Annotated in this window: 24 protein-coding genes, 3 tRNA genes and 4 pseudogenes; 14 read left to right on the top strand and 17 right to left on the bottom strand. The window is 48.3% G+C overall.

Going from position 1 to position 23,762, the window contains the following annotated elements; all coding sequences use genetic code 11:
- Window positions 1-4 precede the first annotated feature (4 nt).
- Window positions 5-496 (bottom strand): leucine-responsive transcriptional regulator Lrp, encoded by a 492-nt coding sequence (gene lrp, locus ACB032_RS15185; protein WP_005300047.1) that lies wholly within the window; start codon window positions 494-496, stop codon window positions 5-7.
- A gap of 149 nt (window positions 497-645) precedes the next feature.
- Between lrp and ACB032_RS15190 the strand changes: the two genes are divergently transcribed.
- The 3 genes from ACB032_RS15190 (at window position 646) to ACB032_RS15200 (ending at window position 3,734) form a co-directional block, all read left to right on the top strand.
- Entirely contained in the window at window positions 646-876 is a 231-nt protein-coding gene (locus ACB032_RS15190) for an alanine dehydrogenase (RefSeq protein ID WP_135354313.1), read from the top strand.
- 602 nt (window positions 877-1,478) lie between these two features.
- Entirely contained in the window at window positions 1,479-2,429 is a 951-nt protein-coding gene (trxB, locus tag ACB032_RS15195) for a thioredoxin-disulfide reductase (protein WP_371138240.1), read from the top strand.
- A gap of 57 nt (window positions 2,430-2,486) precedes the next feature.
- Window positions 2,487-3,734: a diguanylate cyclase gene (locus ACB032_RS15200; RefSeq protein WP_371138241.1), complete on the top strand. Its 1,248-nt coding sequence runs from the start codon at window positions 2,487-2,489 to the stop codon at window positions 3,732-3,734.
- Between the two features lie 110 nt (window positions 3,735-3,844).
- On the opposite strand, the gene ACB032_RS15205 is transcribed toward ACB032_RS15200, so the two are convergent.
- Window positions 3,845-4,315: a glycine zipper 2TM domain-containing protein gene (locus ACB032_RS15205; RefSeq protein WP_016350454.1), complete on the bottom strand. Its 471-nt coding sequence runs from the start codon at window positions 4,313-4,315 to the stop codon at window positions 3,845-3,847.
- A gap of 19 nt (window positions 4,316-4,334) precedes the next feature.
- Between ACB032_RS15205 and aat the strand changes: the two genes are divergently transcribed.
- The 3 genes from aat to infA all read left to right on the top strand — a co-directional run bounded on the left by aat (window position 4,335) and on the right by infA (window position 6,043).
- Entirely contained in the window at window positions 4,335-5,042 is a 708-nt protein-coding gene (gene aat, locus ACB032_RS15210) for a leucyl/phenylalanyl-tRNA--protein transferase (RefSeq protein WP_371138242.1), read from the top strand.
- On the top strand, window positions 5,039-5,755 hold the full coding sequence (locus tag ACB032_RS15215; RefSeq protein ID WP_371138243.1) for an arginyltransferase: 717 nt from the start codon (window positions 5,039-5,041) through the stop codon (window positions 5,753-5,755). The genes aat and ACB032_RS15215 overlap by 4 nt, the downstream gene beginning before the upstream one ends.
- Before the next feature lie 69 nt (window positions 5,756-5,824).
- A complete protein-coding gene (gene infA / locus ACB032_RS15220; protein ID WP_005300033.1) occupies window positions 5,825-6,043 on the top strand; it encodes a translation initiation factor IF-1 in 219 nt (72 codons plus the stop codon).
- 69 nt (window positions 6,044-6,112) lie between these two features.
- On the opposite strand, the gene clpA is transcribed toward infA, so the two are convergent.
- Window positions 6,113-8,365 (bottom strand): ATP-dependent Clp protease ATP-binding subunit ClpA, encoded by a 2,253-nt coding sequence (gene clpA / locus ACB032_RS15225; protein ID WP_371138244.1) that lies wholly within the window; start codon window positions 8,363-8,365, stop codon window positions 6,113-6,115.
- 59 nt (window positions 8,366-8,424) lie between these two features.
- Window positions 8,425-8,742, bottom strand: coding sequence for an ATP-dependent Clp protease adapter ClpS (gene clpS, locus ACB032_RS15230; protein ID WP_005300028.1), 318 nt, complete (start codon window positions 8,740-8,742; stop codon window positions 8,425-8,427).
- A gap of 228 nt (window positions 8,743-8,970) precedes the next feature.
- Here clpS and cspD point away from each other — a divergent pair, with 228 nt between their 5' ends.
- On the top strand, window positions 8,971-9,189 hold the full coding sequence (cspD, locus tag ACB032_RS15235; RefSeq protein WP_005300025.1) for a cold shock-like protein CspD: 219 nt from the start codon (window positions 8,971-8,973) through the stop codon (window positions 9,187-9,189).
- A gap of 107 nt (window positions 9,190-9,296) precedes the next feature.
- On the opposite strand, the gene folD is transcribed toward cspD, so the two are convergent.
- A complete protein-coding gene (folD, locus tag ACB032_RS15240; protein ID WP_371138245.1) occupies window positions 9,297-10,160 on the bottom strand; it encodes a bifunctional methylenetetrahydrofolate dehydrogenase/methenyltetrahydrofolate cyclohydrolase FolD in 864 nt (287 codons plus the stop codon).
- A gap of 203 nt (window positions 10,161-10,363) precedes the next feature.
- Here folD and ACB032_RS15245 point away from each other — a divergent pair.
- From ACB032_RS15245 to ACB032_RS15260, 4 genes and pseudogenes are all read left to right on the top strand, one after another.
- Window positions 10,364-10,440 (top strand) — tRNA-Pro (locus ACB032_RS15245).
- A 36-nt stretch (window positions 10,441-10,476) separates the two neighbouring features.
- Window positions 10,477-10,553: transfer RNA gene (locus ACB032_RS15250), tRNA-Arg, on the top strand.
- Window positions 10,554-10,603: 50 nt separating this feature from the next.
- Window positions 10,604-10,679 (top strand) — tRNA-His (locus ACB032_RS15255).
- Window positions 10,680-10,854: 175 nt separating this feature from the next.
- Window positions 10,855-11,039 (top strand): annotated as a pseudogene (locus tag ACB032_RS15260) (IS481 family transposase); the annotation flags it as partial.
- An 81-nt stretch (window positions 11,040-11,120) separates the two neighbouring features.
- Here the strand turns inward: ACB032_RS15260 and ACB032_RS15265 are convergent.
- From ACB032_RS15265 to ACB032_RS15280, 4 genes are all read right to left on the bottom strand, one after another.
- Entirely contained in the window at window positions 11,121-11,912 is a 792-nt protein-coding gene (locus ACB032_RS15265) for a hypothetical protein (RefSeq protein ID WP_371138246.1), read from the bottom strand.
- 411 nt (window positions 11,913-12,323) lie between these two features.
- Complete coding sequence (locus ACB032_RS15270; RefSeq protein ID WP_371138247.1) at window positions 12,324-12,692, bottom strand: hypothetical protein; 369 nt, start codon at window positions 12,690-12,692, stop codon at window positions 12,324-12,326.
- Between the two features lie 429 nt (window positions 12,693-13,121).
- Complete coding sequence (locus ACB032_RS15275) at window positions 13,122-13,259, bottom strand: hypothetical protein (RefSeq protein ID WP_371138248.1); 138 nt, start codon at window positions 13,257-13,259, stop codon at window positions 13,122-13,124.
- A 4-nt stretch (window positions 13,260-13,263) separates the two neighbouring features.
- Window positions 13,264-13,608, bottom strand: coding sequence for a hypothetical protein (locus ACB032_RS15280; RefSeq protein WP_371138249.1), 345 nt, complete (start codon window positions 13,606-13,608; stop codon window positions 13,264-13,266).
- Window positions 13,609-13,833: 225 nt separating this feature from the next.
- On the opposite strand from ACB032_RS15280, the gene ACB032_RS15285 reads away from it, so the two are divergent.
- From ACB032_RS15285 to ACB032_RS15295, 3 genes and pseudogenes are all read left to right on the top strand, one after another.
- Window positions 13,834-14,686 (top strand): IS5 family transposase gene (locus ACB032_RS15285; protein ID WP_371138250.1). Its coding sequence is split into 2 segments (ribosomal slippage): window positions 13,834-14,189 and window positions 14,188-14,686, totalling 855 coding nucleotides; the frame shifts between segments, so codons are not numbered across the junction.
- A gap of 19 nt (window positions 14,687-14,705) precedes the next feature.
- Window positions 14,706-15,695: pseudogene (locus tag ACB032_RS15290) on the top strand (IS3 family transposase); the annotation flags it as partial.
- A 2-nt stretch (window positions 15,696-15,697) separates the two neighbouring features.
- Window positions 15,698-16,128 (top strand): annotated as a pseudogene (locus tag ACB032_RS15295) (integrase core domain-containing protein); the annotation flags it as partial.
- Window positions 16,129-16,419: 291 nt separating this feature from the next.
- On the opposite strand, the gene ACB032_RS15300 reads toward ACB032_RS15295, so the two are convergent.
- From ACB032_RS15300 to ACB032_RS15335, 8 genes and pseudogenes are all read right to left on the bottom strand, one after another.
- Window positions 16,420-16,833, bottom strand: coding sequence for a hypothetical protein (locus ACB032_RS15300; protein ID WP_371138251.1), 414 nt, complete (start codon window positions 16,831-16,833; stop codon window positions 16,420-16,422).
- Window positions 16,834-16,957: 124 nt separating this feature from the next.
- On the bottom strand, window positions 16,958-17,401 hold the full coding sequence (locus tag ACB032_RS15305) for a hypothetical protein (protein ID WP_164672918.1): 444 nt from the start codon (window positions 17,399-17,401) through the stop codon (window positions 16,958-16,960).
- Between the two features lie 371 nt (window positions 17,402-17,772).
- Complete coding sequence (locus ACB032_RS15310; protein ID WP_371138252.1) at window positions 17,773-18,558, bottom strand: hypothetical protein; 786 nt, start codon at window positions 18,556-18,558, stop codon at window positions 17,773-17,775.
- Window positions 18,559-18,777: 219 nt separating this feature from the next.
- Complete coding sequence (locus tag ACB032_RS15315) at window positions 18,778-18,957, bottom strand: hypothetical protein (RefSeq protein WP_241032940.1); 180 nt, start codon at window positions 18,955-18,957, stop codon at window positions 18,778-18,780.
- Between the two features lie 410 nt (window positions 18,958-19,367).
- Window positions 19,368-19,901 carry a hypothetical protein gene (locus ACB032_RS15320; RefSeq protein WP_371138253.1) on the bottom strand — a complete coding sequence of 178 codons (534 nt, stop codon included), beginning with the start codon at window positions 19,899-19,901 and terminating at the stop codon, window positions 19,368-19,370.
- 686 nt (window positions 19,902-20,587) lie between these two features.
- Window positions 20,588-21,085 carry a hypothetical protein gene (locus ACB032_RS15325; RefSeq protein WP_164672920.1) on the bottom strand — a complete coding sequence of 166 codons (498 nt, stop codon included), beginning with the start codon at window positions 21,083-21,085 and terminating at the stop codon, window positions 20,588-20,590.
- A 6-nt stretch (window positions 21,086-21,091) separates the two neighbouring features.
- Complete coding sequence (locus tag ACB032_RS15330; protein ID WP_371138254.1) at window positions 21,092-22,834, bottom strand: TIGR02594 family protein; 1,743 nt, start codon at window positions 22,832-22,834, stop codon at window positions 21,092-21,094.
- A gap of 3 nt (window positions 22,835-22,837) precedes the next feature.
- Window positions 22,838-23,762: pseudogene (locus ACB032_RS15335) on the bottom strand (type VI secretion system tip protein VgrG); the annotation flags it as partial.

The raw sequence follows: 23,762 nt of genomic DNA on the forward strand, positions 1-23,762 counted from the left end.
CGACTCAACGGGTGCTGATCACCAGACGACTGCTCTGTTTGACCTCTTCCATCACCACATAGGTACGAGTGTCATTGACACCAGGCAGACGCAGCAGGGTTTCCCCCAGCAGACGGCGATAGGCCGACATGTCGCTGACTCGGGTCTTGAGCAGATAGTCGAAATCGCCGGAGACCAGATGGCACTCCTGGATCTCCTCGAGCACCTGAACAGCCTTGTTGAACTGTTCAAACACATCGGGGGCACCGCGATTGAGGGTAATTTCCACGAATACCAGCAGAGACGCGTCCAGATAATGAGGGTTCAGAATGGCGGCATACCCTTCGATATACCCTTGTCGCTCGAGGCGACGAACCCGTTCCAGACACGGTGTAGGACTCAGGCCAACTCGTTTGGACAACTCAACGTTCGAAATTCTGCCATCCTTTTGCAGCTCATTCAGAATGTTGCGGTCAATCCTGTCCAAATCCTTTAGCCGACTCTTAGCTTCCATCATTTATTCCATCCTTTGGCTATTTTTTGGTAAGAATCACCAGTCATTTTATAATTATGGTCACAAATCCTGTCAATACCTGAATATGCAAGGCGCAAATGTTGCCAAACTAGCTTGCAACATAAACCACCAATCGATAGTCGAGGGATAGCATGATTATCGGTGTACCTAAAGAAATAAAAAACCATGAATACCGCGTAGGCATGGCTGTGGCCAGTGTACGTGAACTGACAGCACGAAACCATACTGTTTTCGCCCAAAGCGGCGCAGGAAGCGGCATTGATTCAGGTGGTGCAGATTATCACGCTGCCACTGTCGCTATTTTGTCCTGCATTGCAGCAATTTTCACCGCGGCCAGCGTATCCATCAGACTCAAAACATAACGACTCCCCCTCCCTGTGTCTTCGTCGCAACTGCCCGGCAATGATTTGCCATTCGCCCTGCAGGATAACTAGGGTCGCCATCATGAATGTGCCCACCAGGAGAGCGGCCACCTCATCGAGCTCCCCCTCATGTCAGTACGCGGCCTGATTAGCTGCCCCCCGTACTAACGAGGCAACCATGGCCTCAGGCGCTGTGCTGCAAAGCACCGGCAGCGAGGGCCACTGCGCCAAAACTTGTCAATCGCGCCTAGATCGCCGCCACACCAGCGGACAGGATCAGCCTGGCGGGCAGCGCCCGCAGGCAAACGCGGTTGCAAGCGCCCTTCCCCACCTCATCAATAGGAATGCGTGCCACGTCCGGCAAGCACCAGCGGATACCAAGCGCCACCTCTCACATCACTATGGCGAGAGAGCCATTGTGCTCCTTATCAAGGAGTGCCGGGCTCGGTTGAGGAGCCTTCCGCGACAGGGCATGTTTTCAGACCTTTCTTACCCTTCTCCAACCCCGCCAGCCGATTGATGCAATCGACTCACTGGCCTTTGACCCCTTATCACGAATTACCTACAATCGCGCAAACTCATCACGTCTCGGAAATCACATCATGAGCCAAGTCACTCATAGCAAACTGCTGATCCTGGGGTCAGGCCCGGCGGGTTACACTGCCGCCGTCTATGCCGCCCGTGCCAACCTCAATCCGCTGCTCATCACCGGCATGCAGCAAGGCGGTCAGCTGACTACCACCACCGAAGTGGAGAACTGGCCCGGTGACCCCGAGGGTCTGACCGGTCCGGCCCTGATGGAGCGCATGAAAGAGCATGCGGAGAAGTTCGACACCCGCATCCTGTTCGATCATATCAATGAAGTGCAACTGACCCAGAGCCCGTTCCGCCTCAAGGGCGACAACGGCGAATACACCTGTGATGCGCTGATCATCGCCACCGGTGCCTCCGCCAAGTATCTGGGCCTGCCTTCCGAAGAGGCCTTCAAGGGCCGCGGCGTCTCCGCCTGCGCCACCTGTGACGGCTTCTTCTATCGCAATCAGGAAGTGGCCGTGGTCGGCGGCGGCAACACCGCCGTGGAAGAGGCGCTCTATCTGGCCAACATCGCCAAGAAGGTGCACCTCATTCACCGTCGCGACGAGTTCCGCGCCGAGAAGATCCTGATCAAGCGTCTGCACGACAAGGTGGCCAGCGGCAATATCGTGCTGCACACCCACCAGACTCTGGACGAAGTGCTGGGCGACGACATGGGGGTGACCGGCGTGCGTCTGCGCAACACCCAGAACGACACCACCACCGACTTGCCACTGATGGGCGTCTTCATCGCCATCGGTCACCAGCCCAATACCCAGATCTTCGCCGACCAGCTGGATATGCAGAACGGCTATCTGAAGGTGCGTGGCGGCCTCGACGGCTTCGCCACCCAGACCAGCATCGAAGGGGTATTTGCCGCCGGTGACGTGGCCGACCACACCTACCGCCAGGCCATCACCTCGGCCGGCACCGGCTGTATGGCCGCCCTCGATGCCGAGCGCTATCTGGACGCGCAATAAGCACAAGGGATATAAAAGGCATGCCGCGAGGCATGCCTTTTTACTTTAAGGAGCCGGATGAAACAGAAAATATTGATAGTCGAGGACAGTCTGACCATTCGACGGATGCTGATCCAGGCCATTACCCAGCAAACCGGGCTGGAGATCGATGCATTCGATACCCTGGAGGGTGCCCGCCACTGTCGGGGAGAAGAGTACGTGGTGGCACTGGTGGATCTGACCCTGCCAGATGCCCCCAGCGGGGAAGCGGTCAAGGTGTTGCTGGAACGGGGCTTGCCGGTGGTGATCCTCACTGCCGATATCAGCGAGGAGAAGCGCGCAGCCTGGCTGGAGGCAGGAGTACTGGACTATGTGATGAAAGATTCACGCCACTCCCTGCAATACGCCGTCAGCCTGGTTCATCGCCTCTACCTCAACCAGCGCATCGAAGTCCTGGTGGTCGATGATTCACGCACCTCCCGCCACCGCACCATGGCCCAGTTACGCAAGCAGCTGCTGCAGGTGCATGAGGCGAGCCACGCCCGCGAGGCCCTGGGCCAGCTTGAACAGAACCCGGCCATTCGGCTGGTACTGGTCGACTACTATATGCCAGAAATTGACGGGATCAGCCTGGTGCGCATGCTGCGCGAGCGTTACAGCAAGCAGCAGCTCGCCATCATCGGCATCTCGGTGTCGGACAAGCGCGGCCTCTCCGCCCGCTACCTCAAGCAGGGTGCCAACGACTTCCTCAACCAACCGTTCGAACCGGAAGAGCTGCAATGCCGGGTCAGCCACAACCTAGAAGCGCTGGAGCAGTTCAACAGCATCCAGGAGTCGGCCAATCGCGACTACCTGACCGGGCTCTACAACCGGCGCTACTGGTTCAATGAAGGACAGAAATGGTTCGAGGAACACCAGCGTCAGGAGACGCCGCTTGCGCTGTGCGTGCTCGATGTGGATCACTTCAAGCAGGTCAATGATCACTGGGGCCATGCCATCGGCGATCAGCTGCTCTGCCACCTCACCCGACTGCTCACCCAGTTCTTCCCAGATGCCATGATCGCCCGTTTTGGTGGCGAGGAGTTTGCCCTGATGGTGCCTCACTGCACCGTACCGGTGCTACTCAAACGGCTGGAGGGGCTGCGCCAGCAGATGCGCCAGCAGCCGCTGTCTAGGGAGACGCCGCTGTTTGTTCGCGCCAGTTTCGGCGTGATCAAGGTCGGGCGTGGTTCCATGGACGAGGCTCTGAGCGAGGCGGATCGCCTGCTCTATCAGGCAAAGAACACCGGCCGTGACAAGATAGTGTCGCAGGACTCATCGGCCTGACGTTACCTCGCCAGATGTTCTCCGTGTAGTACCCGCCCGACAGCTTGCCCAGCCGGCAGCATGTCGGGTCACTTCTCCCCCCTTGATGACCGCTTGAGCCAGCGCCTGCTTCAATAGGTCTTGTCGACCCGCACGCCATCGTCGAAATAGAGGATACGCACCTTGTCGCCATTCATGAACACCATGGCCGGATCGTAATCCTGAATGACGTTGACCAGCCCGTTTTGCTCGTTGCGAATAAGCAGCTCCACCAGCTTGTTCTCCACCACGCTGCCGCCCGATTGATACTGCTGCGCCGCAGCCGCCCCCGCCAATGCGCCGACCGCAGTAGCGATTTCACGGCCATGACCGCCACCAAACTGGTTGCCAAGCAGACCGCCCAGGACGGCGCCGCCCAAGGTTTTCCAGCCGGAGTGTTCTGATTCCAGAATTTGACGCTGGGTGATGTTGCGCACCGTCTCGACCTGGCCAAACACCACCTGATTTACGGGTCTTGCCGTATTGCGCTCGTAGACCTGCGCCCAGGCGGGTGCAGTGACAAAGCAAAACAAGCTGGATACTATCAGGATAATGGCCTTCATCTATGAACCTCGTTACCTTATGTCTCGCTATCTTACCCAATTGGATGATGAGCTGTGCTGGTTTCCCGACCCAGAGCATGCCCTGGAGGAACCCAACGGCCTGCTGGCGATAGGCGGAGATCTCTCCCCTGCCCGCTTGCTGGCAGCTTACCACAAGGGGATCTTCCCGTGGAATGAACCCCACCAGCCGCTGCTGTGGTGGTCACCGGATCCCAGAGGCGTCATCCGGCCGGAACAGCTGCACATCGGTCGCACCCTGCGCAAATTTATCCGTGGTACCTCATTCGATATTTCCATCGATCGCGCCTTTAATGAGGTTATAGCGGCCTGCGCCGCGCCCCGTCGCAGTGCCAGTGGAACCTGGATTAGCACACCCATGATCGACGCCTATCGACAATTGCACCGCCTTGGCCATGCCCACTCCATCGAGATCTGGCAGGAGGGCCAGTTGCAAGCCGGCCTCTATGGCCTCTCCCTCGGCCGGGTATTCTGCGGCGAGTCCATGTTCAGTCGTATCGACAATGGTGCCAAACTGGCCATGGTGGCCCTCTGTCGACACTTCGCCCGCTATGGTGGCGCCTTGATCGATTGCCAGATGCAGAACGATTTTTTGGCCACCCTAGGAATAGAAGAGTGGCCGAGACGCCAATTTTTGACGACGCTGGCACAACTGAGCCGACAACCGCTGGCGGCCAATTGCTGGCAAACGGGGAGCATTTTGCTATGACCGAAGAAGTGATCCTCAAGGTAGGGCTGACCCCGAAGCACCAATGCAGCTATCTGGGTCATGAGCAGGAGCAACTGCTGGTGTTGATGGATCACAGCCTGCTCAATGCCAGCGGCTACGAACGCCTGCTGACGGCCGGCTTTCGGCGCAGCGGCAACGACATTTATCGTCCCCACTGCCCGGCATGCAATGCCTGCCAGTCCCTGCGCATCCACAGCGAGCGCTTCGTGCCGAGCCGCAGCCAGAAGCGGATCCGCCAGCTCAATCAGGATATCGAACTGGTACTCAGCTACGACGACAAGCCAGAGTACTACCAGCTCTATGAACGCTATATTCGCGAACGCCATCATGACGGCAGCATGTATCCCCCCAGCCGTACCCAGTACAAGGGCTTCCTGCACTGCGACTGGATGCCGCCCCTCTATCTGGAAATGCGCAAGGATAACCGGCTGATCGGGGTCGCAACCACGGATCTGCTGCCCCATTCCCTCAGCGCCATGTACACCTTTTTCGACCCGGCCCATGCCGATCGTTCCCTCGGTACCTTCGCCATTCTGAGCCAGTTGGAACTGGCCAGAAGAACTGGCCGCAGCTGGCTATATCTGGGCTATCTGGTGGAGGCGTGCCGCAAGATGAATTACAAGCGCCAGTATCTGCCCCATGAACGGTTGATACAGGGGGAATGGAAAAATATCGACAGCAAGCCCGAGTAAACTTTACACATAGCCTTAAATCCGGCATGATCCAGCGGATTTTTTGTTGTGGCTTATCAAGAGGATTCAATGGCTAAAGAAGACAGTATTGAGATGCAGGGCACTATTCTCGAAACCCTGCCCAATACCATGTTCCGTGTGGAACTGGAGAATGGTCACGTGGTTATCGCTCATATTTCCGGCAAGATGCGCAAAAACTACATCCGTATCCTGACTGGGGACAAAGTAACGGTAGCTCTGACTCCGTACGATCTCTCCAAGGGACGTATTGTTTTCCGCTCTCGCTAAGCCAGGAATTCAGCAAAAAACCCCAACCTTTCGGTTGGGGTTTTTTGTGGTTTTCAAGCAGCGTTAAGCTTAGTGGGAAACAGCTTCAACATTGACCTGATAGTCAAAGCTGAGGCTGTCATTTATCAACTCAACCTTCACTACCCCCCCATCGACCAAGGATCCGAACAGGATCTCATTGGCAAGGGGTTTCTTGAGGTGTTCCTGGATGACCCGCCCCATGGGTCTCGCTCCCATGGCCCTGTCATATCCCTTCTCGGCCAACCAGTGGCGGACACCCTCGGACACTTCAAGAGACACGCCCTTGGCATCCAGTTGTACCTGCAACTCGACGATGAACTTGTCAACCACCTGATGTATCACCTGCATATCCAGATGGTTGAACCAGATGGTGTGATCGAGCCGGTTGCGAAACTCCGGGCTGAACGTCTTGTTGATCACCGCCATGGCATCGTGGCTCATATCCTGCTGCTGGAAACCGATGGATTTGCGCTGGGTCTCCTCCACGCCGGCGTTGGTGGTCATCACCAGGATCACATTGCGAAAATCCGCCTTGCGCCCGTTGTTGTCAGTCAGGGTGCCGTTGTCCATTACCTGCAGCAGCAGGTTGAACACATCCGGGTGCGCTTTTTCGATCTCGTCCAGCAGCACCACTGAGTGCGGGTGCTTGAGTACCGAATCAGTCAGAAGTCCACCCTGCTCAAAGCCCACATAGCCGGGAGGCGCTCCGATCAGACGAGAGACGGTGTGGCGTTCCATGTACTCCGACATGTCAAAGCGCAGCACCTCGACGCCGAGCGCCTTGCCCAACTGCTGAGTGACCTCGGTCTTGCCCACCCCGGTTGGGCCTGCAAACAGGAAGCAACCCACCGGGCGACGCTCATTGCCAAGGCCAGAACGTGACAAGCGAATGGAATCGGTCAGCACCTCGATGGCCTTGTCCTGACCAAATACCACCATCTTGAGGTTGCGCTCCAGATTCTTCAGCACTTCCTTGTCGGAAGAGGAGACTGATTTCTCCGGAATGCGGGCAATCTTGGCCACAATAGCTTCGATCTCCTGCACATTGATCACTTTCTTGCGCTTGCTCGCCGGCAGCAGCCGTTGCCCGGCGCCGGCTTCGTCGATCACGTCGATCGCCTTGTCAGGCAGATGGCGATCATTGATGTACTTGGCAGAGAGCTCCACCGCGGCGCGGATGGCCTTGACGGTATAACGTACCCCGTGGTGAGCCTCATAGCGGCTCTTGAGCCCCATCAGGATGCGGGTAGTATCATCCACGCTGGGCTCGACGATATCGATCTTCTGGAAACGACGCGCCAGAGCACGGTCCTTCTCAAAGATCTGGGAGTATTCCTGATAAGTGGTGGAGCCGACACAGCGCAGCAAGCCATTGGAGAGCAGCGGCTTGATGAGGTTGGCCGCATCCAGCTGACCACCGGAGGCAGCACCAGCCCCTATGATGGTGTGGATCTCGTCGATGAACAGGATCGCCCCTTCCTGGCGCTCGATCTGCTTGAGTAGCACCTTGAGGCGCTTCTCGAAATCACCGCGATACTTGGTCCCCGCCAGCAACGAGCCCATGTCCAGGGAATAAATGGTACTGCCCGCAATCACCTCGGGCACATCGCCCTTGACGATACGATAGGCCAGCCCTTCCGCGATGGCCGTCTTCCCTACCCCGGCCTCACCAACCAACAAGGGGTTGTTCTTGCGACGGCGGCAGAGCACCTGGATAGTACGATTGAGCTCCTGATCCCGTCCGATGAGCGGATCGATACGCCCTTCCAGCACCAGCTGATTGAGGTTGGTGGCAAAGCTTTCTATCTGGGCGGCAGACACATCGTCGTCGGACTCGACATTGTTGTTGCTGTTGTCCGGCTTGCTGTCTTTGCGCACGCCATGGGAGAGGAAATTGACCACATCCAGTCGGCTGATCTCGGCCTTTTTCAGGAAGTAAGCGGCCTGGGACTCCTGCTCGCTGAAAATGGCAACCAATACGTTGGCACCACTGACTTCTGTGTTGCCCGATGATTGGACATGGAACACGGCGCGTTGCAGCACCCGCTGGAAGCCCAGTGTGGGCTGGGTTTCACGATCTTCATCGTCACGGGGAATAAGCGGGGTTGTTTGACTGATGAATGCGCTGATCTCTTTGCGCATCAGCTCCACGTCAGCACCACAAGAACTCAGCGCCTCATGGGCTGAGCTGTTATCCAGCAGGGCTAACAACAGGTGCTCGACAGTCATGAATTCGTGGCGCTCGTCACGGGCCAGTTTGAAAGCCTCGTTCAGCGTCTTTTCTAGATCTTTATTCAACATAGGCACCTCCCCTAGTACAGCAACAATGTGGTGTCGTCATCGCCATCAAGTCATCAGATTCAAGCCTTTTCCATGGTACACAGCAGTGGATGTTCGTTGTTACGTGCATAGGTGTTGACCTGGACCACTTTGGTTTCGGCAATCTCGGCGGTGAACGTGCCACAGACTCCCTTACCACTATAATGCACGCTCAGCATCACCTGAGTGGCCTTGTCCAAATCCATACCAAAGAACTTTTGCAGCACCTCCACCACGAACTCCATCGGTGTGTAGTCGTCGTTGTTCAAGACGACCTTGTACATGGGTGGCGGTTGCAGCTTGGTTTTCTCTGCTTCTGCAATCTCTTCATTAGCAAAGAGTTCTTTCTGCTTGCTCATAATCGCGCTTTGGTACCTCTAGATTACTACCGCCTAACATAAGATTGTCAATATACTTGTTAACCAGATCACATCAGTTGTTAACAACTCCTTGACTCGCTCAAAAGTTAGACTAGATTGGTTACTTGCTAATCGGCGCCCGTCTGCTATGGGCTATGTTACTAGTTATAAAGGGCTGGCGCAGGTTACTCAACGACTTCAAGGTAATCAATAAAAGGATGTAGATGTATGGCAACCGGAACAGTCAAGTGGTTTAACAACGCAAAAGGATTTGGGTTTATCTGTCCGGAAGGAGGTGGTGAAGATATCTTCGCCCACTACTCCACGATACAAATGGAAGGCTACAAGACGTTGAAAGCAGGTCAAGCAGTCAACTTTGAACTGCAGCAGGGGCCGAAAGGCAATCACGCCTCTGTCATTGTGCCAAACGAAGCACAGAACATGTAAGAGTCGAACTGGATAAATAAAAAAACCGGCAAGCCGCAAGGTTGCCGGTTTTTTTATTGCTGCGATTGACAGGAGAAGTTCGTTCCCCCGAGCAGACTACAAGGAGATCATTGCGCGTTGTCGTGATAGTCCTGACAGGCGCTCAGGGTATTTTCCATCAGGCTGGCAACCGTCATGGGACCAACCCCACCCGGTACGGGCGTGATGAAGGAGGCATGATTGCGCGCGGTCTCAAACTCAACGTCACCGACCAGAGAGCCGTCTGCCAACCGATTGATACCCACGTCGATCACCAGTGCCCCCGGTTTGACCCACTCACCTGGAATGAAGTTGGGTTTGCCAACCGCCACCACCAGCAGGTCGGCACGGCGAACCTGATCTTCCAGATCCCGGGTGAAACGGTGACAGGTGGTGGTAGTACAACCTGCCAGCAGCAGCTCTAGCGTCATCGGCCGGCCGACGATGTTGGATGCTCCGACTACTACCGCATGCAAACCGTGCGTTTTAACACCGGTCGCGTCAATCAGGGTCATGATGCCTTTAGGCGTACAGGGGCGCAGTGCCGGGATACGCTGTGCCAGCCGACCCACGTTGTAGGGATGGAAACCATCCACGTCCTTGTCGGGGCGAATACGCTCCAATACCTGGGTCGTATCGCAGTGAGCCGGCAAGGGGAGCTGTACCAGAATACCGTCAACGTCTGCGTCTTCATTCAGCTTATCGATCAGTGCCAGCAACTCTTCCTGGCTCGCCGTCGCATCCAGATCGTAAGAGCGGGAGATAAAACCCACCTCTTCACAGGCGCGCCGCTTGCTACCGACATAGACCTGCGAGGCAGGATCCACCCCGATCAGGATCACCGCCAAGCCCGGCGCCCGTTTTCCTTGTGCCAACCGCTGTTGGACTTGCGCTGCGACCTGATTGCGAATCGTTTGCGCAACCTGTTTTCCATCAATGATTTTGGCAGACATCGTTCTTCACTCACCATGTGTTCAACTGCCGCGCATTGTCGCATTTTTTTGCCACGGGTGTTAGCGGCTCTCGCATGGAGGGCAATAAGTAGGCATTTGAATTCATTGGTGGAAAAATTCGTTGACGCTGGCTTTCCCGCTTGGGTATGATGCCGGCCCGTTGCCCAGTACAGCCGCTGTCGCTATGCTGGAGACGAGATTTTCGGTGATTAGCGCAGCCCGGTAGCGCATCTGGTTTGGGACCAGAGGGTCAAAGGTTCGAATCCTTTATCACCGACCAGGTTTTTCGGCATGCCGCCAGGCTTGTCGAGGCAATGCGCCCTTAGCTCAGTCGGATAGAGCAACGGCCTTCTAAGCCGTGGGTCGCAGGTTCGAATCCTGCAGGGCGCGCCATTGATGACATGCATCTCTCCGATGCAGGGCATTGATGGATATCTTCAGTGGTGGCTGTAGCTCAGTTGGTAGAGTCCCGGATTGTGATTCCGGTTGTCGTGGGTTCGAGCCCCATCAGCCACCCCATTATCTCCTTTCAGAAAACATCCAATCTTATCTATTTCAATCCAGTAGACATAAACAGTCTCCCAATGTATGACCGTTACTAAAAAAGCCCGCAACGGGTCGCACAGGCGACACTTTAAAAAGCATCAGCATTGATGATGGTGGTTGCCAGTAACCCGTATCAGACCTTGTGGACATCAAAGGGAGAACCACTTGGCATGACTCGGTGGGGCTGATGTAGTCAGACCTAGACAGCTATTAGGAGCACCACTCAACCAGCAGCCACATCAGAGCAGAATGATGGAGGGGCAAACGCCCTACAGCATGTTCAAGAAGGGTCTGAAATTGATAACGAAGGAAGTGCGCTCTAAAGTAACGTAAACAAAACACCGGTTTGAGGTCGGTGTCAGGTGATAACTAGATCTGTACAAGTAGAGCTGAATATAAATACTAATTAAACTTTTACATTGAATTGATAGATATCTCTATTTCATTGACAACTTCAGAACCAAAAAACTTCATCATGTAGTTATCATGTGTATATGTAAAAGAATCATCTTTCTTAGACACAGGTACACCATATACTTTTATGACATCAAGCATTTCCCCCCCCACATGGATCCCCCTACTGCTAAACCCCACATCTTTCTTAAGAATGACTTTAGTTATTCTATAATCATCAAAATCTCTTTTTAATTTATTATAGTTAAGGTTTGATGACTCTATATATATAAAGCCAAAGTCATGAGGGTAAAATTTATAATCTACGCCGTTAATGTTTTTAAATACATTGACGAAATCATTTCCACTATCCATTTCAGTGAGCCCGTCAAAAGCTCCGAAAACCTCACTATAATCACCACCAACTTTTATGTCATAACCATTGAAGTGTATGGCAAAGTCACTTCTTTGAACATTGAAATATTCAGGTTGTTTTTCTTTTTTTGTGATACGAGCGGAATCAACCCACCCTGTATGAGCCTCACCTTTTCGGTCTAGATAGCTAACATATTGAAATCCATTGTATGATGCATATGAAATTGCCTCATCACCATTAATAATGAATTTTTTCGACTTACATTCATCAAGAGGAATGTCATAAAAAAAAGTGCGACCTTTCGATGTAACAACAACATTTGATACATCATACACAATTTTATTACCCTTCTGAACTTCATTAAATCTTGCTTTTTCACATGCTGCCATATCACTAAATGGATAAAGAAAAAAGACGGTGCAGAGAATATTTTTCATTAATTATCCCTAACATAAAGAAGATATTTATAGTCGACTTTATAAAACTAATGTAAATTAAAGATATATTCAATTGTATTAGTATTTCTTTTGCCTTGAAATTTTCAGAAAAATAACCACACACTGATAAAATACAGAATGCAAGTGGATAGCATTTATTAATAAATCACTTTTCAAAAATCACATGGCTAAACAAGAATTTTAGCCACCATATAACTGATGGCTCTCTTTCCTCCACTTTTAAAAGCATGCCCTTGAGTTTATATTCTGGAAAATGCTTGTAAACGCTGAGGGAAAATGAAAAGACACCAGCCTGAGGCCGGTGCCAGGTGATAACCAGAGCTGCACAGTCCACTAAAGAAAAAAAACATGTCAAACATCTATTTTACGTTACTTACAAAAGCAACCATATTAATTATCACTTTTCCTTTGCAAAGGATCATGTTGGTCAAAACATTTCCGCAACTTACTCTTTATTGAATCATCATATTTCAGCTTTATCTTATCCTCAAGGTAAGCAGATGTATTCCATAATGAGGCATCAGAATAAATATATGAAGCCCATCCAATACTACCACTGCCATCAGTATCATAATTTAACTGCATACTGACTCCTTTATCACTATGTGAGTCTATAACAACATTTACATCTTTAGCCGCAACATATATAAAGTCATAATTACTACTACGTACTGCTTCTGCCAAATAATCATAACATTGCGAGTTATCACTAGCGATTGCGGCATTAGAAAAAATAATAATTAAATATAACACCCTCATTTTTCACCTTTTAGTTGGTTACTTATTTTTGGATTTATTTTCGACATATGATCTTTATATGCCTTCTGAATATTAGCATCAGATACATTGTGCAAACCAGCTAAATTTCCATTATGTTCTTTAATATAAAAAAGCCTTATGTTCCATGGTGGCAACAACATAAAAAAACTTAATAAATGTTTTCTCTATCTGTCACTTTAATATTCCCCCCAGAACCACTCTTACCTTTGTTTAAAAACTCGTTCCAAGTTCCAATAGGCATATACGACGGATTTTTTCAAAAAAGTCTTATCCCAACCATAGTATGGTTGGTTTCCAAATGCTCCCATCCCACCTGCGCCACAATTTTTATATTGAAGTGATTTAAAATGTCCTGTTTCATCACGATACATTCGTTTAATAGCTACAGTCATATCATGGCTATATTTATTAATATAAAATCCGCAATGCATCCTCTGCATCAGCATAGGTAAATAAATTACCACTTTCTTGACTCAAAACTGCGATTTCAAATAAAGAAAAAGGATGCAAACGCCATACTTCAGGACCTTCTACCCTATGATTCATTAATCTATCCACCTAGTACCTTCAACACGGTCAACTTCATGGCTAATAAGTGCCGGTAGTTCATTAACCTCACTAAATATGCGTTTAAATCGCTCCATAATAACTGTTGAGGTTGGTGCCCAATATGCTTCACCGCCATCCATTTAACTCGGTCATAGCTCTCTATGCTATCGACAGCATTCTCCAACTTTTTAACTATAAGATCATTATCTTTCAACTCTTTATCATCTGAAGCATGACGATACAGATTCAGGAAAAATGGAGGAATCTTAGCCTGATCCAAGACACTATCAGAGCCATCAATCAGCGTGAAGCCTTTATCCTTCCATTCTTTTTTGCTACTGACCAACTCCTCTGCTCGTAGATCGTAACTAAATAGCTCTATGGGTAGTGGTTTAATCATCCCGGACAGTACAGCCGCCCCCCATACCTGAGGTGTTCAATGACAAGACTACGTCGCTCTTTTACTGCTGAATTTAAACTCGAAGCCGCATCTTTGGTACTCGATTAAGCTGTGCTCTTAAAGTGATGAAAATATAATCTCACATCTTCTCAACAGCTTAAGACCTATGTAGTGTCCCGTCGCTATCAGTTAACCGATGCACAATGGGGGCTTATCGAGCCCCTGTTTCCACATCACCGCATAAGCGGACGCCCTACTCGTGAGCCACGCCAAGTGCTTGATGGCATTCTCTGGATACTTCACACCGGTGCACCTTGGCGAGATCTGCCAGAACGTTTAGGCCTATGGAACTCGGTCTACAACTCCTTTCGACGTTGGCAAAGCACAGGCCGTATCGATGCCATCCTTGCGGTACTGCAACTGTATCTCAATGAAGAAGGGCTTATCGACTTCGACCTGTGGCGCATTGACGGCTCCAATGTCAGAGCATCCAAAGATGCTGCCGGAGCGCGTAAAAAACATTCCGGTGAATCAAGCTCTTGGTCGTTCTCGTGGTGGTTTTGGCAGCAAAATTCACTTGGTCACTGATGGTAATGGTTTACCGCTGGGGTTCTGCCTTTCGCCGGGGCAGTCAGCGGAAATCAGATATGCGACAAGTGCGTTGGCCATGGCAAGGATCCCGACTTCATCAGGCCGTTATCGCACGCGGCCAACGCATCTTGCCGCAGATAAGGCCTATAGCAGCAGGGCTCTGCGGGCAGAACTCCGGCGCAGAAAGATAAAAGCGGTTATCCCGCAACGCAGCGACCAGCAACGGCACCATAAGGGACGTTCACTGGTGTTAGACAAAGCTCGTTATCGTAGGAGAAATGTGGTCGAACGGTGCTTCGGATGGCTGAAGAAGTTTCGCCGATTCTCAACGAGGTATGAAAAGCTGGCGGGAAGTTTTGCAGCCTTTATCAAGTTGGCTTTCTGCCTTCGTTACTTACGGGAGCTATTGGTGGACAAAAAACCAGCATTTTGAGAACGCAGCCTAGAGGTGTTCTATCTGTGAAGCCAGCCGTTCTCTGGATGTCGGCGAAACCATGCTTCGTCGATGGGTTCAGCAACTTCAATCCGAACGAACTGACACAACTCCTATCAGTAAAACACAGACCCCGGAACAGCAGAAAATCTAGGAACTGGAAGCCCGCATCAACCGACTTGAACGTGAAAAGGCCATTTTAAAAAAGGCTACTGCTCTCTTGATGGTGGACGAGCTCGAACGTGCGCGCTGATAGACCCATTAAGGGATCCCCCCAACCACGCTGGTCTGTTGCACGTTCGGTATTCCAACTTCCTGTTTCTACGACTACCTGGCTCGTACCCGCACCATTGACCGTGAATAGGTGCAGCAAAAAAGCGTGCTGCGGCGCTTGTTCAACGAGAGTCGGGGTTCAGCTGTCAGCCAGGCCTTGATGTTGATGATGCGGGAGCTGAGGCATCAGGTGGGCCGGTTCAACGTTTGTCGCCTAATGAAGGTCGCGGGGCGGACGTCCAGGCAACCCGGCGATCATGCCTACAAAGTCGCCCGGGCTGAGCGACCGGATATCCCGAATCTGCTGGCTCGTGAATTTGTCGTTCCGCAGCTCAATCAGGTGTGGTGTGGTGTGGTGATATTACTTACGTGTGGGCCGGTGGCCGTTGGCATTATTTGGCGGCGGTGCTGGACCTTCATATCCGGCGGGTCGTGGGCTGGTCAATGTCTGATAGACCTGATGCTGACTTGGCAGTGAACGGGTATTTCGGCTATGGCTCTATCGTATGACCCAGAGTATGACTCGGCGTGGTAACTGCTGGGATAATGCGCCAATGGAACGGCTGTTCAGGAGCCTCAAACCGGAATGGCTCCGACCACGGGGTACATGAGCCTGCGGGAAGCGAAGCGGGATATCAGCCACTACCTGATGGATTACTTCAACTGGCGGCGACCACGCGGGATACCGCCAGCAGAGGCCGAGAATCGGCTTCGCTATGTGTCCGGATTTAGTTGACCACTACAGTCCATGTACTCAACGAAACGGTGCAACCATTCTTTAAAACCCACGAGGTACGGGTCTATACCATCCTGTCGGACAACGAGCGTGAGTTCTACGGACGCCATGACCATCATCCCTACGAGCTGTTCCTATAACTGGAGGGAATTGAGCATCGAACCACCAAAGTGCGCAAACCGCAGAGCAACGGCTTTATCGAGCGGCTACATCGCACCTTGCTGGATGAACACTTCCGTATCAAGGGGAGGCTCATCTGGTATAAGTAAGTGGGGCAGATGCAGATAGGTCTGGACCGCTACCTAGAACACGACAACAACCACAGGCCACACTTAGTGTAGTGGCAGAATGATGGAAAGACAGCCTCCCTTACAGCATATTCAAGAAGATTCTGAAATTGATACCGAAAGAAACTAGCACTGAAGTTGTGTAAACAAGGCTCCGATTTGACTTCTTCATCAGGTAATAACTAGAACAGTACAAGTGTTGCAATCCTTCCCCCCCATGGCTGGTTTCATTTTGTTTCATTTTTTGAGCTCCAACTTCAATCCATCCTCACTACAAGCCATCATCTTCATACAGAAATTCCCAGACCACTCTACCGATTTAATTATTGATGACCATAAAATAACACCGGCGTTAGGCCGGTGTTATTTTATAGCTACTCGCTCTATTGTTACACCCAGTTGAAAACGCTATCAACACTACTGCTATAAACTTAAAGTTACTTTTCAGTCATCAGATACCATTCATTTTTATCTTTTAATAACTGACTATTTAAATAAAACTTATTGTTTTTAATTTTGATTTTAAACTGTGGAGATGGGGAGTCACACAAATAGTCTTCCCCATTGACTGATACATTCCATGAAAGCGATATAGTGCCATTTTCATTTATAGCAACATAGTTCCCATCACAGGAATACATAGAATGCCATGACTTTATCTTTAGAAAGGCTTTATCACCGTCGAAATTAAATATATATGTTTGGCTAGCCACACCACCATCAATTAACTCCTCTTGTTTTTGATTTAGGATTAATTTTTTATTAAATACACTAGAATAAGCATTGACCGAAAAAAGACAAAATAAAATAATAGCCAAACTTATTACTTTTTTTGGAAAAAAATTATTCATACATAAACCTATCACGTTTAGGCTTTATATTACAGTATGCTAAGGAACTACATAGCGTATGGAAACCAAGTGTAACATGGCGCCAAGCGATGGTTAGATATGTAAAATTATGAAACCCCAGCGCTCAATCAAAAACACACTTATTCATAATAGTAGTTTTATTACTCTTTGTGCCAGTAATAAAATCAGGCTGTGTACTCCACACATATTCTTTCTTTTTCATATCAAAAAAACCATACCATTTAATGACAAGAACTCCACCATTTATAGTCAATTTAGCAATTGGCTTATCTAAAGAAATAGATGACCAATTTATCTTATGATTTAGTGACTCCAACATGTCGACAAAAATCAGATCAGAAGAGTTTGTCGTTAACGCCCTCAGCTTCGCAGAAATCAATAAATTATTGTCATTAACATTTACTCTCACCTCCCCCCTATCAGATACAACTATATTGCCACCAAACCCACCACAATTGACAGACCAATAACCAACATACGAACTAAATTTAGCATTGGCCACACAAGAAAAAACAGCCAAAAATATAAATAAAAATCTACTTATCATTATTTAATAGCTCTAAAAAACCATGGTTTATAAATGGTATTGTTTGGCATAAAAACTCTTCAATTTTTGTACGCACTCAAGAATTCATATATTCCCCTATCAATTCTCTATGCCGACTAAGAGGGATACTTGTCAATTCATAACTACAATCATATTCAAAAGATTATTTTATTATTCATTAAAGATGGACATATCATCTCTTTACAATATAGAGATGTCAAGCTCCCGACCGCATTTTTGAAAATATCCAAAGATTTTACTGGAGGTAGTGCGTACTAAAGTAGCGTAAAAAAGACACCGGTTTGAGGCCGGAGTCGGGTGATAACTAGCTCTGTACAAAGGGTAGAGAATAGGTGCTGGTTTTTAAACTGTCACTCTGCTTGTTCATCCATAACAATTTTTTCGACCACATCATTATTAATATCGAATGACAGCGTGCTGTTTTTAAATTTATATATCATTTGTACTTTGTCTAAATTTAATGGCTTACCATAGGACGCGAATATATTATCCGTAGTATCTCCTATTGTAATCCCTCTGCTGGTCATGTATTTCTTACTGTTAATTGTTATAGTTGCTATTCTATAATAGTTGTAATCCATCCCTGTCAGTTGAAAGTTTATGTTTGATGATCTGATTGTAAAACCTGTCCAAAAGTTATCGAAATATTTATATGTTTCATCCCCCTTAGTAATAAAATTACCTGGAATACCAATATCAGGCTGCTTATTTATCTCACATTTACCCCACGCTTTATAAAACAGCTCATATGAACTTCCTAGCTCGATGTTTTTATAGGGTGACATAATAACGAAATCAGATTTCGATACTTTTGGTGGAGAATAATGCGATTTGGATGATGATCCAACTAATGACTCAGCTTTTTGCCAACCACTTACAACAGAGCCATTTTTCCTGATGTAATTACCAAAAATGTAATCGTTGCTTTTAAGATAAGAGTAAAAGTTATCACCTTTAATCAAAAACAGGTCTGACGACTTATATTTTTCGAATGGCGACAAATAAAAGTAAGATTTATTCTGAACGGTATTTTTACTAACAGTTTGTATATGTGGCGCATATTCCCAGCTTTCGTTACAATTAGCAAGCACAGGACCTGAAAATAAGATAATAAAAATTAAAGATGTGAATCTCACAATGAGGCGTCCTTGTATACTGGTATATCAAAGGTAGTGTTCGTATCAGGGAACAAATAAAAAATTCTTTTCATATCATTTTTTGGGGCTAATGCCCAGTTGATGTCGGTTGCATATTGACTAGTCGCTGGGGCTGCAGGATTCCATCTCATTTTATATAGAGTGTTTTTTGGACTCCATCGTTTGTTAATGAAACTTTCAGATATCCATGTGGCTAGCTCATGTTCGCCCCCAGTGACCGATGATCTCTCCGGCCTGCACCGGTATCGGATTTGCGCTGCGGCTAACAACCGGCGCATCTTCTTTGAATTCTACCGGGATACTTGGTTCGGCGGCCAGCCCTGCCTCCATTTTGCTTTTCGCCAGCCAGCCTACATCCCCTTTTCTGGCATTGCTCATCACCCGATTGGCGCTATCTTTGGCGGTACCGCAGCCCGCCTGAATACCTGCACTTTACGAAACTCGGTCAGGCCGCCACCGAGAGTCACCATCTGTGACTCACCAGATACAACCACCTCACTGCCAGCAGGCAGCCCCATGCTACCCACTATGGTGTCAGCAGTTTTATTACGTAACCATGTATTACTCGGGACCTTATGGCGGGCCGGTTTACCTTCCGATGGTGTCACCCACTTCGGCTTTTGTGGAAATTCCTGCTGTAATTGGCTTGCAGCAATATGGAACAGGCTGCCCGGGTCATCAACGTAGTGCACCAGAAAGTAATTGCGGGCCTCATCTCTGTGGTTAAGCAGGTTGCTAGAGGTTTGTTGGAGCAGCTTCGCCTAGCCCCTGTTTTGGCACATACAGGGTTACTGCCCGACAGTCGGTGTCAGCTTGAGGGGCTCCCCCTTAGCCACAAATTCATAGGTGGAGACACCCGAGCCCTTGACAGCCACTCGCGCCGCCTCTGGGCTGCTATAGGTATTCTCACACGTAATATGCATGTAGAGGCTGTAAAAGGTCAGGCGATTCTTGTTCTGTTCACCCGTCTCGTAGTGATGACGAACCAGACAAAACGACGGAGAGGTATACAACTCCAGGTCTTGCCCTGGCTTGCCCTCCTCGGGGCTTCGGGTCGCCTTGGCAGGTTTGGTCGCCAGCCGGTAGGCGACGATTCCCCTGTACGCAATGGCGCGTACAACGCCGCTCGGGTACCAGCCCCCTTTCTCATTGAGATGGATACCAGCGTGCCAAATACCGTGGCGATCAATCAAGAAGGGGCCGCACTTAAGACTGTATATCTTCTCGATAAAGGCATAGAGGGAGGTAATCTCGCAGGGGGTATTGCCTCCCCAACTGTCCTCACTGATCTTTAAAAAGCGACTGCGGTGATAACAGGCCAAACAACACCTTGCTCAGAAAGGTGGGAACCCCAGAATATCCCGCCTTATTATTCATCATATTTACGTAGTGATATATCCTTCCATCTATCTCGCATGTATTTATAAAGAGTTGTGTTTTTTAACATTCCGCCCAGGTATAGGCCCCCCAACAACAAATGCTATTTGGCACCGTACAGTTTCTTCACATCCGAGAGCATTTTTAACGCCGTATTGAAATGCAAAATATTTTATTGGGATAGGATCTATCCACCCTACACAACCTACTTTACATGTAAAAAGAACAATATCACCTTCATTGGGTGACTGTGAACCAACCTCAATAGAAATATCAATAACATCAAGCTCAATATCATGATCGCGATTTAAAAATAATCATTAAGAATCCAGTATTGACTTCCATTAGTGGTTTGCTTTACAAATAAATGCTCACCCGAGTTTCCTTTAAGCTTATCTTTCACGATAACCAAAGAGTGAGCACCTGAACTATTAGACCAGTTTTTGTCAACTCTTGCTTCTGATGCAAACACTGACGCCTATATAAGAATAATCATGCAGATAGAAAGCTTATTGATCATCTAGGTTCTTCTTTAATATATTCGCAATCATTCTAGTGCTTGCTCAATAAAGTTCGTCTCAAAGCTCCCCCCCCTTCCTTTAATAAAGGAGTTGCAATTAATTTTATCAACTCAAAGACCACTATCAACTCTCAATGGGATTTTAGACAACCCCATGCATAATGCATCATTAAGCTTGCCATTAACATTATCATCATTTAAATCTACCTTTAACAATCGATCATTCTTTTCTTCAAGAGCATAGAATGATATGTTCATTTCGGAACCATCGACATTAGTGAAAATCAACACATCAATTCCATCAATATACTTATAACTATAGTTACTCATCGTCATCCTAATTATTTTTCTTATGGATAAATCCTTCATTGATTTAAGTAACTCAGCCGCATTTATACCTGGAACAGGGCGATTTACCGCCCCCCACTCAATATACGGATAACTATCCTTGCATACAAGGTCAGCCTCTCCAGTTAAAACAGGAAGAAATAAGTTATTATATTTGCCAGCTATATTATCAAGTGAATAAAATGCTACATTTAACCCCCCTGGTGTTCCGGCAAAAACCCCTGAACTAAACAAAATAACTATCGACACATACTTCCACATATCTAGTCACCCCACAGATTCTGACTTTTTAACTGCTACATTACTATCATCATCAAACCATGACATGTTAACATGCCTAACATCTATTACAGATAGTTCATCATGCCCCTTAGGTGAGTATGCAACAGGAATATAAAATGCATAATGCTTTATCTGTACAAATTGTTTTAGAGATTCAGAGTAATACTCTAATGAAATACCATCCCCCCTATACTCTGATAATTTAATCGAATTATTTTGATTCCCCCCTAAAACGGCTAGCTTACCACTTTTTGTTTTACCGTATACAAAACCAACGTGCCCACGCCCTCCCAACCATGTCCCAGACGACTTACTATAAGTTCTGAGAACCATAATAGCACCATATACTGGCTTATCAATTTTAATGAACAGCTTGCTATTTACAGGGAATTGTGAGGAACGACTACTAGCATAAGAAAAACCAGATTCTTTTAAACAATAATTAGCAAAGGATGCACACCAAGGCACCGTTGACAGCGTACCTTTTTGACCTATTTCATGATGATAATTATCTGATATTTTAGGAGCCTTTCTGCCTTGCCACTGCATTGCCTCTCTAATAGCAATATTCATCCAAGGCGCCTCTTCCTCACTCATTGGTATCGTAGCTAAGGGCTTGCCTTTGCTATCCCTCGTAGTTTCAACAGCCACAGTTGCTACTGTTTTGTTAGACTTTTCCCCAGCGCCAGTACTTGTAGATACAGTTGGTTTAGATTGTATTTTTTTGGGCGCTTTAGACGGAGCGCTAATTAGCTCAGTGCTATCATTAGCTTTTGGCAATATCCATATCTTGGCCCCTGGGTAGACTCTAGCAGGGTCCTTTATATTGTTAGCTTTAACTATGGCATCAACATTTGTTTTATATTTCTTGGCAAGATGCCATAGGGTATCCCCTGACTTTATTGTGTACTGAAATTTTTTACGTTCAGGTAATGGTTGCCCTACTGGTGGATCTAAAGGCATCGATTTTGCTTTTGCAATAATACCATCAAAAACAGCTAAAACATTTTTTGCCGGACCACTAGGCTCAATAACGGCAATTTCTTTCATAGAGCCATCAATAGGATTAGGAACACATACGTTTATTGTACATGTAAATACAATATGAGGTATAGGAGGCACCAAACCACGTTCATCTGTAATCAATTCTTTCTTAATATCACCACTTTTCAAGACTACAGCTTGACCTGAAATAGGTCTGGAGCCATCACTCACAACAATATTACTAAGTTTTGTAGTTACTTCCTTACGAGTATCCTTTTCATTATGATAACCCTCAATAACCTCTATAGCATGGGCAACATCATTGAGCTCGGAAGTACTTAATCTATTTATGACTTTTGAACGAGAAACACCTGATAGTTTTTCTAGATCAGATATATACTTCGATGTATTGTTCTCATGAGATGGAGCATACGCTCTGATTCCCTTTTCTACAGTTTTATCACCATGCATACGAAGCAAATTTTTCTTTAACTCTGCAAACCCTACTTCATAACTAGGAAAAATAAGAAAAAAACCATTACTCTCTGTCTTTGCAAATCCAATATGGCTCTTAACTTTTTTAGGTTGTGGCTTTCCATTAACCATTCTGGGCCTGAGATTACCAGGATTATTCGTTCGCCAAGGCAAAGTCCCCCCCTTCCTTAGCAGGCACGCACCTTTAGGCCCCTGATATTGAGCCGTTTTTGTTTTTCCATCATACAGGCAAGCAATCCATTGATTCATCGCTCAAACCTCTTTAAAAATTTCATCATGACCCCAAGCAGTCAGTAAACTACCACTATCATCATCTAGCATTGCCAGATAATGTTCATCAAGTTCACTCCATTCATCATCATCTGTTTCATTCTCTTCGATAACGTCCTCCCATGGCAACTCTTGGCTTGTCCATGTTAATTCTCCAAGATAGAGAGTCATTTCTTGCGGGGAGCCGTCATGTATATATGAGGGGAGTTTGCCATCCTCACTGATACGACCAGATGAAACTGTATTTTCTTGGGCATCCTTAATGACATATTGCGCACCCATAAACTGTTCGCTCATAAAAAAATTCGCATGCTCTGCTGCAAAACGTAAGGCACTTTTTTGAAATACAGTCTCTCTAGGGACTGATACCGACTGTAGCATTTTAGGATCAATCGGTTTTTTTCCTGCCCAGCCAGAGCCTGAACCTGCGCTGCCGCCGGCATTGAGCTTGATGGCGGGGCCCACCAGCTTGATGCCGCTCGGGTCCACTTTCACAAAGCTGCCGCCTCCCTTGAGGGTGATCTCGGAACCTGCCTCCAGCACCAGCTTGTCGCCCACCTTGATATGCACTTCCTGACCGGCTTCCACCAACAGGGACTGCCCCAACTTCTGGTGCAGGCTGGCATCCACCGTCAGTGAGTAGTCGGCTTTTATATGGTCCCGCTTCTCTCCTTCAACGGTCAGATGATCGTTGCCAAGACTGGGCGGGGCCCCTTCCTCACCCGGTACCTTCCTGACACGGGTCACCCGCTCGTTGTCGATGTCCCTGTGTTCGTCGTGCTTGATGTGCCAAGCGGCATCATTCTCGATAAGCACGTTCAGGTCTTTCTGACCGTGGATATAAATCTCTTCCTGTGCCGCCTGGTCTTCGAAGCGCAGCTCGTTGAAACCCTCGCCTTGGTGGGAC

Origin of the sequence: Aeromonas sp. S5(2024) (assembly GCF_041403025.1) — a bacterium.
Lineage (GTDB): Bacteria > Pseudomonadota > Gammaproteobacteria > Enterobacterales > Aeromonadaceae > Aeromonas > Aeromonas hydrophila.